General features: G+C 57.0%; 15 protein-coding genes. 7 read left to right on the top strand and 8 right to left on the bottom strand.

The genetic code is table 11. The features are described from left to right. Positions 1-53 precede the first annotated feature (53 nt). Positions 54-2,186, top strand: a complete 2,133-nt coding sequence (locus CAF90_RS01230; protein WP_085602910.1) for a TonB-dependent siderophore receptor — start codon at positions 54-56, stop codon at positions 2,184-2,186. 37 nt (positions 2,187-2,223) lie between these two features. Here CAF90_RS01230 and CAF90_RS01225 read toward each other — a convergent pair whose 3' ends face one another. The 3 genes from CAF90_RS01225 to CAF90_RS01215 form a co-directional block, all read right to left on the bottom strand. After that, positions 2,224-3,237, bottom strand: coding sequence for an ABC transporter substrate-binding protein (locus tag CAF90_RS01225; protein WP_085602908.1), 1,014 nt, complete (start codon positions 3,235-3,237; stop codon positions 2,224-2,226). A gap of 128 nt (positions 3,238-3,365) precedes the next feature. Further along, the gene (locus CAF90_RS01220) at positions 3,366-3,563 is read right to left on the bottom strand and encodes a hypothetical protein (RefSeq protein ID WP_085602906.1); all 198 of its coding nucleotides are present in this window, start codon (positions 3,561-3,563) and stop codon (positions 3,366-3,368) included. Further along, on the bottom strand, positions 3,560-4,030 hold the full coding sequence (locus CAF90_RS01215) for a hypothetical protein (RefSeq protein WP_007950541.1): 471 nt from the start codon (positions 4,028-4,030) through the stop codon (positions 3,560-3,562). The genes CAF90_RS01220 and CAF90_RS01215 overlap by 4 nt, the downstream gene beginning before the upstream one ends. Before the next feature lie 408 nt (positions 4,031-4,438). On the opposite strand from CAF90_RS01215, the gene CAF90_RS29645 reads away from it, so the two are divergent. Continuing rightward, the gene (locus tag CAF90_RS29645; protein ID WP_085602904.1) at positions 4,439-4,702 is read left to right on the top strand and encodes a hypothetical protein; all 264 of its coding nucleotides are present in this window, start codon (positions 4,439-4,441) and stop codon (positions 4,700-4,702) included. Between the two features lie 39 nt (positions 4,703-4,741). Continuing rightward, positions 4,742-4,978: a DUF2789 family protein gene (locus tag CAF90_RS01205; protein ID WP_007950543.1), complete on the top strand. Its 237-nt coding sequence runs from the start codon at positions 4,742-4,744 to the stop codon at positions 4,976-4,978. A 6-nt stretch (positions 4,979-4,984) separates the two neighbouring features. Here CAF90_RS01205 and CAF90_RS01200 read toward each other — a convergent pair whose 3' ends face one another. The 3 genes from CAF90_RS01200 to CAF90_RS01190 all read right to left on the bottom strand — a co-directional run bounded on the left by CAF90_RS01200 (position 4,985) and on the right by CAF90_RS01190 (position 7,539). Beyond that, a complete protein-coding gene (locus CAF90_RS01200; protein ID WP_085602902.1) occupies positions 4,985-5,188 on the bottom strand; it encodes a hypothetical protein in 204 nt (67 codons plus the stop codon). Positions 5,189-5,301: 113 nt separating this feature from the next. Beyond that, on the bottom strand, positions 5,302-6,525 hold the full coding sequence (locus CAF90_RS01195) for a methyl-accepting chemotaxis protein (RefSeq protein ID WP_371915854.1): 1,224 nt from the start codon (positions 6,523-6,525) through the stop codon (positions 5,302-5,304). 609 nt (positions 6,526-7,134) lie between these two features. Further along, the gene (locus CAF90_RS01190) at positions 7,135-7,539 is read right to left on the bottom strand and encodes a TraR/DksA C4-type zinc finger protein (protein ID WP_039767046.1); all 405 of its coding nucleotides are present in this window, start codon (positions 7,537-7,539) and stop codon (positions 7,135-7,137) included. Between the two features lie 410 nt (positions 7,540-7,949). On the opposite strand from CAF90_RS01190, the gene CAF90_RS01185 reads away from it, so the two are divergent. The 3 genes from CAF90_RS01185 to CAF90_RS01175 all read left to right on the top strand — a co-directional run bounded on the left by CAF90_RS01185 (position 7,950) and on the right by CAF90_RS01175 (position 9,965). Next, complete coding sequence (locus tag CAF90_RS01185; protein ID WP_085602898.1) at positions 7,950-8,555, top strand: glutathione S-transferase; 606 nt, start codon at positions 7,950-7,952, stop codon at positions 8,553-8,555. A 2-nt stretch (positions 8,556-8,557) separates the two neighbouring features. Then, positions 8,558-9,661 carry a DNA alkylation repair protein gene (locus CAF90_RS01180; RefSeq protein WP_085602896.1) on the top strand — a complete coding sequence of 368 codons (1,104 nt, stop codon included), beginning with the start codon at positions 8,558-8,560 and terminating at the stop codon, positions 9,659-9,661. A 64-nt stretch (positions 9,662-9,725) separates the two neighbouring features. Then, a complete protein-coding gene (locus tag CAF90_RS01175; protein ID WP_085602893.1) occupies positions 9,726-9,965 on the top strand; it encodes a hypothetical protein in 240 nt (79 codons plus the stop codon). Between the two features lie 566 nt (positions 9,966-10,531). On the opposite strand, the gene CAF90_RS01165 is transcribed toward CAF90_RS01175, so the two are convergent. Both CAF90_RS01165 and CAF90_RS01160 read right to left on the bottom strand, forming a co-directional pair. Next, positions 10,532-11,185, bottom strand: a complete 654-nt coding sequence (locus tag CAF90_RS01165) for a DUF2931 family protein (RefSeq protein ID WP_085602891.1) — start codon at positions 11,183-11,185, stop codon at positions 10,532-10,534. Continuing rightward, on the bottom strand, positions 11,185-12,726 hold the full coding sequence (locus CAF90_RS01160; protein ID WP_085602889.1) for a DUF2235 domain-containing protein: 1,542 nt from the start codon (positions 12,724-12,726) through the stop codon (positions 11,185-11,187). Before CAF90_RS01160 ends, CAF90_RS01165 begins: the two co-directional genes overlap by 1 nt. Before the next feature lie 79 nt (positions 12,727-12,805). On the opposite strand from CAF90_RS01160, the gene CAF90_RS01155 reads away from it, so the two are divergent. After that, a complete protein-coding gene (locus CAF90_RS01155; RefSeq protein ID WP_256578412.1) occupies positions 12,806-13,255 on the top strand; it encodes a hypothetical protein in 450 nt (149 codons plus the stop codon). Positions 13,256-13,282: the final 27 nt, after the last annotated feature.

Here is a 13,282-nt window from a genome sequence, read left to right as displayed (position 1 = left end):
GCGCGGCGTTCGCCTGTGCGCTGACTCCTAGACAAGCATTCAGGATTCAATCGATGAAACAACTTACCTTGCTGGCGAGCCTGTGCGGCTGCCTGTCCGTCAACGTCTGGGCGCAATCCACCGTGGATCTGGCGCCGATCACCATTGACGGCGAGTCCGGCGCCGAACCGGGCCTGAGCCTCGACCAGTCCAGCGGCATGGCCTCGCGCCTTGGCCTCAGCGTGCGCGACACTCCGGCCTCGGTGGCGATAGCCAACCGCAATGACATCGAACGTCACGGTTCGCAAAACTTCCAGGACGCTGCCAACACCTTGCCGGGGGTGAACGCCAGTGCCCCGCCAGGCTTTGGCGGATTCGTCTCCTATCGCGGTTTCACCAGCAGCCAGATCACCCAGATGTTCAACGGTGTCAACGTTTCCGGCGGACTGGCGCGCCCCGTGGATTCGTGGATTTATGACCGGGTGGAACTGGTCGGCGGCCCGTCATCGCTGATCAACGGCGCCGGCTCGGTCGGTGGCTCGCTGAACTACGTGACCAAACTGGCCACCCGCGACGAGCAGGCCGCAGAAGGTCGGGTCAGCTACGGCACCTACGACACAACCGAAACCGCGTTCGGCCTCAACCACGCGCTGACCGACCCCGGCGCCGACATGCAGCATTACGCGCGTCTCGACGTCAGTCACAACACCAGCAACGGCTACATCGACCGCCAGGAACGCGATGCCTGGAGCGTGGCGTTCTCCTTGCTCAGCGACCTGACGCCAAACCTGTCGCACACCCTGGCCCTGGAATATCAGGATGAACACGAAGACAGCCCTTACTGGGGCACCCCGGTGCTAAACCCCAAGGCCGGCGAGTTGAAGATCGACAAGCACAACCGCTTCAACAACTACAACGTCGAGGACGGCCGCTACGAGCAGCGGACGATCTGGGTGCGCTCGATCATCGACTACCGGATCAACGACAGCACCACCCTGCGCAACACCCTCTATCACCTCGACAGCCAGCGCGATTACCGCAACCTGGAAACCTATCAATACAACGCCGACAACAGTGCGGTGAACCGCTCCACTGCGTATCAGGTTCGACACCAGGGCGAGCAGAACGGCAACCAGTTCGAACTGCGCCACGACAACACCCTGTTCGGCCTCGACACCACCTGGTCCGGCGGTTTCGAGTACAAGGTCAATCAGACCACCAACTCGCCGCTGAACGTCAAAGGCGCCAGCGCGGTGGACCCGAACAACTACCGACCGGGGCATTTCTATGACATCCCCGGAACGATGCCGGGTTTTGTCAGCGACAAGACCAACGAAGTCACGACCAAAGCGCTGTTTGCCGAAAACCGCCTGGCACTGACCGACAAGCTTTCGTTGCTCACCGGCCTGCGCTACGACGATATCGACCTCGACGTGACCAACCATCGCACGGTGACCGCGAGCAACCCGCGCCATCTCAAACGCAGTTGGGAGCCGGTCACCGGGCGCGCCGGCCTGACGTATCAGTTCATTCCGTCAGCCAATGTGTACGTGCAATACAGCACCGCCGCCGAGCAACCCAATGGCACCCAGGACTTCGATGTCTCGACCGGCAAGCAATGGGAAATCGGCAGCAAGTTCGACTACCTGAACGGACGCGGTTCGACGACGGTGGCCGCCTACACCATCGAGCGCAAGGACTTCGCGGTGACGGATCCACTGGACCCGACCAGCAGCATTCCGGTCGGCCAGCAGACTTCGAAGGGCATCGAGATTGCCAGTTCCTTGCGGATCACCGACAAGTTGCTGGCCGAAGGCAACTTCGCCTGGGTCGATGCGCAATACGATGAGTTCAACGAGAAGAACGCTGCGGGCGTAGTGGTTTCCCGCAAGGGCAATACACCGACCAACGTGCCGGACCGGGTCGGCAATCTGTGGCTGACCTACGATTTCTCGCCGCAATGGCAAGGCGGGGTCGATGCACGGTACGTGGCGTCGGTGTTCGCCGACAATGCCAACACCATGACCGTGCCGTCGTACACGCTGTTTGGCAGCTTCCTCAGCTACAAGGTGGATTCGCACACCACCGTGACCGGGCGGGTACGCAACCTGACGAATGAGGTGTATGCCGAGTTCGCCCATGTGTCGCCGGCGTATTACCTCGGCACACCGCGCACCTTGGAGCTGGCTGTGCAAACCCGCTTCTGATTCAACTCGGCGAGGGCCTGACGCCCTCGCCACACCGCTACAAACCTACCTGGACCTTCTGCGCCACGTCCTTCGGCAACCACGCCTGCCACACATCCGGATGCGCCTTCATGAACGCCACCGCTGCGTCCCGGGGCGCCGTGTGTTTCTCGCTCATTTCGGCCAGCGCCTTGTTCAGGTCATCAATCGGAAAATCGACCTTGCTGAAGAACTCGGCAATCTGCGGATACTGCTTCTGGAACGGTGTGGACACCCCGATCGACAGCTTCGAGGCCAATGAACGGGTCGGTTTCGGATTGGGATTATCGGCGTCGGTCAGGGTCTTCCAGGCCTCGGCATCGAACGGCGGTTCTTCCAGTTGAACCAGTTTGAACTTGCCGAGCAAAGGCGTCGGCGACCAATAATAGAACAGCACCGGTTTGCCCCGACGGATCGATGAGCTGATTTCGGCATCGAGTGCCGCACCGGAGCCGCTGCGGAAATTGACGAAATCGTCCTGCAAGCCATAAGCCGTGAGCTTCTGCTTGTTCACCACCTCTGACGTCCAGCCGATCGGGCTGTTGAGGAACCGGCCCTTGCTCGGGGTTTCCGGGTCCTTGAACACGTCCTTGTACTTCTTCAGATCGCTGACACTGCGCAGGTCCGGCGCCAGTGGCTTGATGCCCTTGGCCGGGTCGCCCTTGATCACGTATTCCGGTACCCACCAGCCTTCGGTGGCGCCTTTGACCGTGTCGCCCAGGCTGGCGACCTTGCCTTCGGCCTCGGCCTTGACCCACACCGGACTGCGTCCGGCCCATTCTTCGCCGATGACCTGAATGTCGTTGTTGGCCAGTGCGGTCTCAAGAGTGATGGTGGTGCCCGGCAAGGTGTCGGTCGGCAGGCCGTAGCCCTTCTCGACGATGATGCGCAGGACATCGGTGATCAGGCTTCCGCTTTCCCAGTTCAGGTCGGCAAAGTGGATCGGCGCCTGCGCCGCGCTCACCGCAGGCACCGCCGTCATCAAGCCGAAGGTGGTGATGCCAGCGGCCAGCAACCGTCGAAATCCGTTCATGCTTTTGCACCTCGTGCTGTTCACAGCAATAGCAGGATGGCCTGACAGAAGACCGCAAGCCTCTGAATACTCAGTCAACTGACTGTAGACGAGGTTCCTGCTTTTTCAGGGGCATGACACGGACAAGGCTACTTTTCAGAAATTTCCTGCAGGCTCTTCAGCTCGCGTCTGACCATGCTGGCGTATTCCGCAGGCTGCAAGGCATAGATCTGCGAGGCGACCCATCCCAGCCAGGCGCCCTTCAATTCAGCCTTTGCCGTGAACAATCGACGTGCTTCCTCACGGGCGCTGTCGAGGTTCTGCAAATGGAAATCGGCGCGGCTCACTCGCTGGCCTTGAACGTCACCAGTTCGCCCTTGCGCCACTTGGCGGCTTTGGCGGTGACGGCTTTCAGGGTCTTGGTCAGGCCTTCCTGCAACTGCTCGTTGGCGGCAAACACGGTGACCGCGCTGTGGCCTTCCTTGAACACGATGGCATGGCCGTCGGCCGTGGTGACAAACGCGTAGTCGCCCAGACCATACACGGTCATTTTGATTTCGCGAAAGCGGATGTCCATCTTGCCGCCTTCACGGCTCGGCAGCACCGATGCGCTGAAATGATCGCCGACCTTGAGCTTGAGGCCAGGTTTGTCATCGACCACCAATGCACTTTCGGTGTCGATCTCGGCAACGTAAATGCCTTCGGCGTTCTGCTCGGTGATGTAAACAAAACGCGATTGAAACTGCTTGACCAGCTTTGCCCGCAAATCACCCAGCACGAACAAAGCATGCATATCGAGGTTACTGACTGCCAAAGAAACATCCCCACACTTGAAAAGAGTGCCGTACGCGAAAAGCGCGCACGGCAGAAAAAGTCGGCCTGGCCGAAGGTGTTGCGCGATGACTCGAATATACGCCTGAGCGAGCGGAGTGCTCATTCAACGCGAGTTGCACAAGACTACTGGAATGCCACTCGCGAAACCTGCAAAGACGTTCTCCAAATGTTGAAGGAAAACTCGTCACGGCCGGCCAGAGAAAACTGACTACGAACTTTAGGGAAAAAACTCACCAAGAAAATCACTTTTCCGACATATCGCACGCAAAAAATTGCTTTAGATAGCGCCATGCCGTCAACAGGTGTTGGCGATTCTAGAGCAGCGATGCTGTTCGCGACTACCCGCAACACCCTGTAAATGCGGGTCAATCCATGAAAAGGACTTCATATGTGCACTATGACGCATTTTGCCGTGACTCACGAACCCGCCTTTGCCTTGAACGCTCCAGTGTTCGAGACAGTTCCTACAATCGAGTCTTGCGGTCAGGCACCTTTGTTTCAGGTGATCCCGGCGGGCAACGGCTTTTTCCATATCAGGGAAAAGTCGACGGGGCTTGTCAGAGGTTTCCGCGAGAATCACAACGCCGCCTGCGCCCTCGCCCGTTCACTGGAATCGCGAATCGAACTCCTGGCCAGCGAGCACCTCAGATAAAGAGAGTGACAGACCCCGCCATCCTTCAAGGAGCACACCATGGAACTGCCTGCTTACAACCTGACAACCCTGTTCGATCAATTAGGGCTGCCTTCGGAGGAAACGGCGATCGACGACTTCATCGAAGCCCATCCGCTGGAAGCCGGTACCAAACTGATCGACGCCGAATTCTGGAGCCCGCAGCAGGCGCAATTGCTCAAGGAATGGCTGCGTGCTGATGGTGAAGAAGCGGTGATGGTCGATGAACTTAACGTGCGCCTGCACCGGGGCAAATGATTTCAATCAGTGCAGGCTGTCTCCGGCTCTGGCGCCCAATTGCGCGAGCCACGCCGCCCTGCACTCCTCGGCTTCGTCGCGACTGGCAAAAGCGGTGCCGCGCTGCTCGCCATTGAGCAGCACCACCCAGCAGACACTTTGCCCCATCGCGCGCAGCCCGGCGGGAACACCGCTGCCGATCATCACCGCGACATCGACTCTGCATTGCATGCTGACCTCCCAACTTCATTAGCAACCTAACTATGTAGGCATGTTAATGATTTGGATCAAGAGGAAACAGCGACGCCGCTGCACAGCTTAATTGCAGTTCCGGCAACAATACCTCAGCGCGGATTTTCGGGTTTATAGCCCAGACGCAACCCGCCCCAATGCCGGCCCTTGACCATGATCGGCACCGACAAATCATGCATCAGCTCGCCGGTATCGCGGGTGTAAGTCTGCAACAACACCGGTTGCTGATGGCTGCCGCAGCGGATGCCGGTGCGGTCGGCGAATTTGCGTTTGGTGCGATTGTTGACGGTGTCGACCTGTGCATCCCCGGTCAGCGGCTGGCTGAACGCCTGATTGTGGGTCGGCACATAACCCTGCTGCGTACAGGCGATGGCAAACACCAGACCTTCGTGGCGCGGCAACAATGGTTCCTGAATGGCCGGCAGCACCTGATCGGTGTAGCGATCGAAACGGGTCTGGAACTTCGCGGGTTGTGTATCGGGAATCGGCTGATACTGGCGGTCGAACAGGTCTTCAAGGCTGATACGCCCTTGCTCGACATCGGCCTCGAACCGCGCGGCAATCTGACTGGCCCCTTCGCGGGCGAGGTCGTAGATGCGCTGGTGATAGTCATCCAGCCCGACTTCAGCCAGACGTTCGCTGATGGTTTCTGCCTGCCCTTCCATCTGCACGGCCGCCTCGGCCAGGCGCCGGGTCTGTTGGTCGCTGATCGCCAGATCGCTGCGCATCTGCTCGATGGCGGTGAACAGGCTGTCGAGCTGTTCACGATTGGTTTCTGCGCCTCGGGCGATTTCGCCGACCTGGGTTTCCACCCCGGCCGCCAGTCGCGCGATGTTTTCCAGGTGCTGACCGGTGTGTTCGACCTGCTCGACACCCGTGTGCAAATCCTCGGAGAGCTGACGAATCTGCTCCACCACCTGCGCCGTGCGTTGCTGGATGTCGGCGACCATCTCGCCCACTTCGCCGGTGGCCGTCGCGGTACGGGCCGCCAGACCGCGCACTTCATCCGCCACCACCGCAAAACCGCGACCGTGCTCACCGGCCCGGGCCGCTTCGATGGCGGCGTTCAATGCCAGGAGGTTGGTCTGGCTGGCGATGGATTGAATCACCAGCGTCACGCGCTGAATGTCATCACTGCGCTGGCTCAAGGCTTCGATCAGTTCGCGGCTGGCATTGGCGCGCTGGCTGAGTTGATGCATGCGCGAGATCGAATCCACCAGTTCGGTGCGCCCCGCTGCGCTGCTGTGATGGGCTTCGCTGGCAGCGCCCAATGCCTCGCGGCTGAGCTGCGAAGTGGCCTGCTCAGTGGCGATCATGACTTCAGCGTTGTTGACGATCTGCGCGGCGGCGTCGAGTTGCGATTGCAGCTTGCCGGCCAATTCCTTGACGGAAAATGCCACGCCGGCAGCTGACAGCGCGTTATGGCTGGTGGTGTAGGAAAGATCGCGAGTCAGCTCGGACATCGCGCTGCTGCTGTCGACAGGTTGCGCATCGGGGACCGCCCGGGAACGCAGGCGCGGAAGCCAGACAATCAGTACCGCCAGCGGCATGCCGACGTACAAGGGCCATTCGCCCAGGCTCATCCCGGCCAGCAACAGCATCAGGGCGATGCTTTGCAGGGTCGGCGTCAGCCAGCGATTCTTCGGCAAAACAACTGGTGCAGGCAGAGCCGCAACCAGAGATCCATCTCTCGTCATTTCGTTACCCCACGCTTGTTCTCATTGTTGTGACTGCATTAAACGCCACTACAACGCCATTATCCATGGTCCGTTAGTCGTGGGTCTGTGGCAGGTCAATGGAATCGTGCGGGGACTTTCCGGCAGACGAGAAAAAGCAAAGATCGCAGCCTTTTGCAGTTCCCGGGGGAGCTGCAAAAGGCTGCGATCTTTTCGCGACGACCCGCATTGAAGGGGTCGCCTCAGGAATCAGGCCTGACGCTGGTGCTTGTCGATCTGCTCGTGACGCTCTTGAGCTTCGATGCAGTACTTGGTGGTCGGGCTGATCAGCAGGCGTTTCAGGCCGATCGGCTCGCCGCTGTCGTCGCACCAGCCAAAGCTGTCTTCCTTGATACGCTCAAGGGCCTGCTCGAGTTGCGGCAGCATGCGCTGGTCGCGATCGATCGCGTTTACCAGCCAGGTGCGCTCTTCTTCCACCGATGCGGCGTCCGCCGGGTCAGCCGGGGTGTCCAGGCTTTCGATGGCAATACGGTTCTGCTCAATGCGCTCATGGGTTTCGACTTTCATGTTCTGCAACAGCTCTTGAAAGAAAGCGTGTTGCTCGGCATTCATGTAGTCATCTGCCGGCATGGCCAGCAACTTGTCCTTTGTCATTGATATCTCTATAAAAAACGTGCATTAAGGCGAATTAGGGAGCGTTCCGGCGAACCGCCTGCGGTCATCGGAAAGGCATCGTTTATTGCAAACGCCACCCGGCACTCAATTTACGAAGGGGCGGCAGTCTAAGGCCCGTTTGAGGCCTCAGCAACTGTAAATACCGGGAATTTGTCCGACAAGGCCCGGAAACTGCTCTGACACAGGCTTCACAGCGCTCATCGGAGTGCGTTTATAGCAAGAAATTCAGTCGAGCGGCTGTATATAGAAGACAAACGTCGGACGAGCGGCGCTTTGTCGCAATTCGTTACGGTCGCAGACCGCAAAACCCGCCCCCTCGCAAAGACTGACAAATCCCCCCAACCTCAGCTACGTTATGCCCTCCCCGGTTCGACTTGAAGGAACGCGTCATGAAACTGATCGGCATGCTGGACTCCCCTTACGTGCGCCGCGTGGCGATTGCCGCCAAATGCCTGGGGGTCGAACTGGAACACGACCCGGTATCGGTGTTTCGCCATTTCGAGCGCTTCCAGCAGATCAACCCGGTGGTCAAGGCCCCGACTTTGGTGCTCGATGACGGCGAAGTACTGATCGACTCGACCCTGATCCTCGACTACCTCGAATCCCTGTCCGGCAAAACCCTGCTGCCCGCTGACCTGTCGCAACGGGTCAAAGCCCTGCGCCTGATCGGCCTCGGTCTCGCCGCCTGCGAAAAAGCCGTGCAGCTCTACTACGAACGCAACCTGCGCCCGACCGACATCCAGTACCAGCCGTGGGTCGAACGCGTCGAAGGCCAACTCGCCGCCGCCTTCACCGCCCTCGAACACGAACTCGAAAAACACCCGCTGCCCACCGACGGCCCCCTCCAACAGGACGGCATCACCCTCGCCGTCGCCTGGAGCTTCACCGGCCTCGTCGTCCCCGACCAGATCGACGCGGATCGCTTCCCGCGCATCGCCCAATACACCGCGTACGCCGAAAGTACCCAAGCGTTCATCAGCACCCCGATGACCTGACCATGAGCACAACCGAAACCGCCGCCCCGGCCCTCAAAGAAATCTTCAACGCCGAACGCCTGCAACACATCGCCACAGAAATGAGCGCCGTGTACCCGGCGTTCAAGGCCAAAGCATTTCTCAAACACGCCCATAACGGCCTCGCCGATCTCTCCGTCATGCAACGCATGGCCCGCGTCAGCGAAAGCCTGCATCACGTGCTCCCGCTGGATTACGCAGATTCCCTCGACGTACTACGCGAACTTGCCCCACGCCTGAACAGCGGCTTCGTCAGCATGTGCCTTCCGCACTACGTCGCGAGCTACGGCACGCACGCGTTCGATACATCGATGGACGCCCTGAAGTACTTCACCACCTTCGGCTCCTCCGAATTCGCCATCCGCCACTTCCTGCGCAGCGACCTGGAACGCTCGCTGGAACTGATGCACGACTGGACCCGAGACGAAAACCACCACGTCCGAAGACTTGCCAGCGAAGGCAGCCGCCCTCGTCTGCCGTGGTCGTTTCGACTGGAATCGGTGCAGGCTGATCCGCTGTTGGCTGCCGGGATTCTCGACCGGTTGAAGGCGGATGAGAGTTTGTATGTGCGCAAGTCCGTGGCGAATCATTTGAATGACGTGACGAAAGAACATCCGGAGTGGGTGCTGGATACGGTTGAGGGGTGGTCGCTGGAGAACAAGCAAACGGCGTGGATTGCCAAGCATGCGTTGCGGAGTTTGATCAAACAGGGGGATTTGCGGGCGCTAGCAGTTATAGGCGCAGGGGCGAAGGCTGAGGTTGAGTTGCTGGATGTGAAGGTGGAACCGGCGATTGTGCGGCTTGGGGAGACGATTACCTTGTCGTTTACGGTGAAGTCGTTTGTGCCAGTGGAGCAGCGGTTGGTGATTGATTATGCGATTGACTATGTGAAGGCGAATGGCGGGACATCGGCCAAGGTTTTCAAGTTGAAGATGTTGGAGTTGGCGGGGTTTGGGAGTGAGGTTGTTGCGCGGCGGCAGGTGATTAAGGATTTCACTACGCGGAAGCACTATGCGGGGATACATGCGGTGCATGTGGTGGTTAATGGGGAGCGGTTGGGGAGTACAGCGGTTGATATCAACTGCTGACGAACTGTAAGTTCCTCTCTGACGTTGCTCTCGGACGCCAACAAAGTAAAAAGAGGACCTGGCCATGAAGCTTGAACAAACAATCGATTGCTTTTTTAAATATGCGATTGAACAGAGAAATCCGTACAACAGCTTCCCGCTCACTACTGAAGCCGATGAGTTTGGCGGGCCATATATTGAAATTTCCGACTCAGGAAAACTGGCTATCGTTGCGCGAGATCGCGGTTATGAAGTGTTGAGAAAAGAGACAACATCACCAGAGGAGCTGGCTAAATTGGTGTATGAAATGTTCAACAAGAGATAAACCTGCAAATTTTTTCGTTATTCCGTTTGATCCAGCTGGACGCCTTCAACTTTTCGCAACCTTTCAAACAGGGACGAAATTACTTTCTGACTGATTTTTACCAGAAGTATCTACAGACGCTTGGCAATCCCTCCAGCCGGCTTCAGGCGGGAAGGAATGTCAAACTTTCAAGATCGATCTCGGTTCAACACCCTATATCCCCCTGGTAAAGCGAAACCCTGGACACTCCCAGCTCGGATTGTAAGAGCTCGACTAGCGTTCTGAGCTTTTTATTTTTAGACATCGATGTCGGGCGCACTACCGTTGCCTGTCCGGGTTCGTCATCGTAAATCCTGATCAGAAACATGTCCTCTTCGCTCTGTATTTCATAGTTATAACCACGATACTCATACCCGAGGTCGTGGTCGACGTCATCAAAGCGAGTAGCTTTTATTATCTTCAAAGTGGCATCCAGTATTCGATCACTGTAGAAGGATCGTTTCAAAAAAAACATGCAAAAAACAGGACGCATCTATTTATCAAGAGATCCGTCCTATCTTCTTCGACTCACCCCCGTTTTCCAAGAATTACCAACTGCCATAAGGAATGCCGAATTTTTCGATATAACGCTTGGATTTTTCACTGACCGGATAGGCGTAACGTCCCTGGTTTTTGCCTTGGCTTGGACCCAGCGGTTCAATCTCAGCTTGCGCCCTAGCCACTTTGACCGGGTGATGACAAGAGTCCCTAACCCACACTTGCACAACTCCGCCCGGCGCCAACCCCAGATAAACTGAAGAAATATAGGTCGCCGTTTCCTCCGGCGTTTTCGCGCATCGCTGGTTGACAGATGTCAGCATCAACTGCCTGGCTTCTTCCGGTATATCAACCCAAACACGATAGGTCTGAGGCTCCACAATAGATTGCCAACGAACAAAGATACGCTTGGGAAGATCGGCCCCTACCACTGCTTTTGCAGAGCCGCCTACGCCATGCCAACCTCGGGCTGACTCTGTGCCATCCTCTGGTTGCCCGCCCGAGGCGGATCCCCCGCCGGTGCGTAGGAACGTTTTTCCTTTGATGTCTTCTACCGAAGTATCTTCCACCCAAACCTTCATGTAGTGAGGCTCTGTGAAACCCAGCTCCCACCACGGGGATTTTGGGTCGTTTTTCGCTGAAAGCGGGTCTGCGGAACAACCGGTCGTGAGCAGTGTGCACAGCAGGGTTACAAGTAGCTTCATTACCAAAGCGTCCAGTCAGGTACGTGCGGGTGTTTTACTCGAATTGCATCTGACGTGGGAGCGTTGATGTAAACCGCTTTCACGCCACTTCCATCCCTTCGGCCAAGTGGGTGGTTCCAGTTGGCTGACGTATGAATGTACTTGAGTTTGAGGATTTGCTCCTCTTGTGGGGTGGTGCTGTAGTCGCCAGAGACAAAACGATCACACAAAGCTTGAAGCTCCGCAGGAATAGAAAACTCGGGAGTCTCAGGAATATCGTTGAAGCGAACTCCCTTGGCTTTCGCCTGTTGATGCATCACGCGTAAACACACTCTGGAAAGCATCCCGCTCACAGGGCGTTTGAGCTGAACGGCGGCATAGACGCGCTTGATCTGTGGACTAGATCGATCCTGTGGACTATTCGGCATAAGGAGTGGCGGTGGCGTGACGATTTCCAGCATTTCTGAAGGCCAGCCATTGGCGAGCCACTGATTTTTCACAGTTAAAGCATCTTGATAAATCGAGGTGGTTACGACATCAGTGTTAAGCGACACCTCAAGCGTCTGCATCGGGCTGACGAGTACGCACTCATCCGCTTCCTCGAGGTAGCCCCCACCAATATCGGAATGAACACCGGGCAAAATAATCTCCTGGTGATCTGGCGTTACACAGCTGAGGGCGAAATTTCCCCTGCACTCATCACGCGCGACCAATTGGAGGACATCAGTGAAATAGCGTTGATCCAGATAAAGCTTGATACCTGTTGCAACGGGGCTTTTGATGTTGCCCAAATTGGACCAGCCAGCAATGGAAGGAACGGTATCGAACAGGCCTATAAATCCCATATTGATATCGCTTTTATATTGATCGCTGAAAGTCGAACTCAAGGAAGCTGCGTTATTTCGAAGGATCTCTCCTAAAGGACCCTGTTTGCCGCGCACGACTTCATTTGCAAAATGCCGAGCGGCTGCCGCACCACGGCTGAAGCCGAAGGTGTCGAATGTCAGGGAGACAATTTCACAGCCCGGATTTTCGTCCAGCGCCTCCTTGATCCGCTGCTTGATCAATACGAACGAAGATTGAACACGACCGGCAACTCCGGTTTCGCCACGCCCAGTACCAGCTCCCAAGGTGCTGTCTTTTTCACCTGAAAGGGTGCCGATCCCTTCGACATACACCATGCGAAAAGCACGTTTTCGCGTGCCCTCACCTTCGGCTGCCTCAGGCGTGTCATACAGCTCACTCAGCTTTTTGATATTGCTGACATCATTGCCATAACTACTATCCGGATCACTCATATACGGCTTGCAACTCGCATCGATATCTTGAGCCGCAATCGGATGATGAGCACCACACAAAAGCCCGGCCGCAGCATTATTGGCATTATTCCCCGTACCATCGAAGAACACTCCGATCCGCAGGGCAACGCCGATTTTTTCACGAGCCGATGCAGGTTCCTTCCCGTGTTTCTCGTATTCCGCCCAACGCTGGGCATGAATATCGACGGGGTCGGTTCCTTTGTTGCGATAGTTTTTAGGCGGGTTGGGAATGTAGCCACTCAATCCTTGATTCCTTCTTCTGATCCTTGAAGAACGGGCCGAAGGGTGACAGCGGAAATCGGGGGACGCAAGGCGTGGCCGCGTGCCAGCACTTGGCGCTCTTTCTCCCTTCCTGCAATGGTGGCGCCGAGCCACGAATGATAAGGTTCAGCCTCAAAACCAGGGACGACACATCGTGTACAAACAATGTCTGGCAGCAGCAGTAACCTTCGCCATCAGTTTTTCCGCTCTTGCCTCTCCCGTACCGCAGGAAGAGCTCGAAGAGTGCCAACGAATAGAAAACTCGGCCAAACAGGTCATGAAAACCAGGCAGCAAGGCGTGCCCATGGCTTCGGTGTTGGAATTGGCCGAAGCGGCAGGTAAGCAGAACGAGTACGTGGGTGAGGTGTTCAAGTCGTTGATCCGCGAGGCGTACGAGATTCCTCAATACTCAAGCGAGAGCTTGCAGCAGAAAGCGATCAGCGATTTCCATTCCAATTTCTACAAGGCTTGCATCGTGACGGCGGAAAAGAGAGCAAACGCCAACGGTTGAGCTTAACGAACAAAAAAGGGAGCAGAT

It is taken from the genome of Pseudomonas sp. B37(2017), assembly GCF_002112885.1.
Classification (GTDB): Bacteria; Pseudomonadota; Gammaproteobacteria; order Pseudomonadales; family Pseudomonadaceae; genus Aquipseudomonas; species Aquipseudomonas paraglycinae.
Note: the sequence above shows the minus strand (reverse complement) of the source record. Positions and strands in the feature narration are given on the sequence as shown.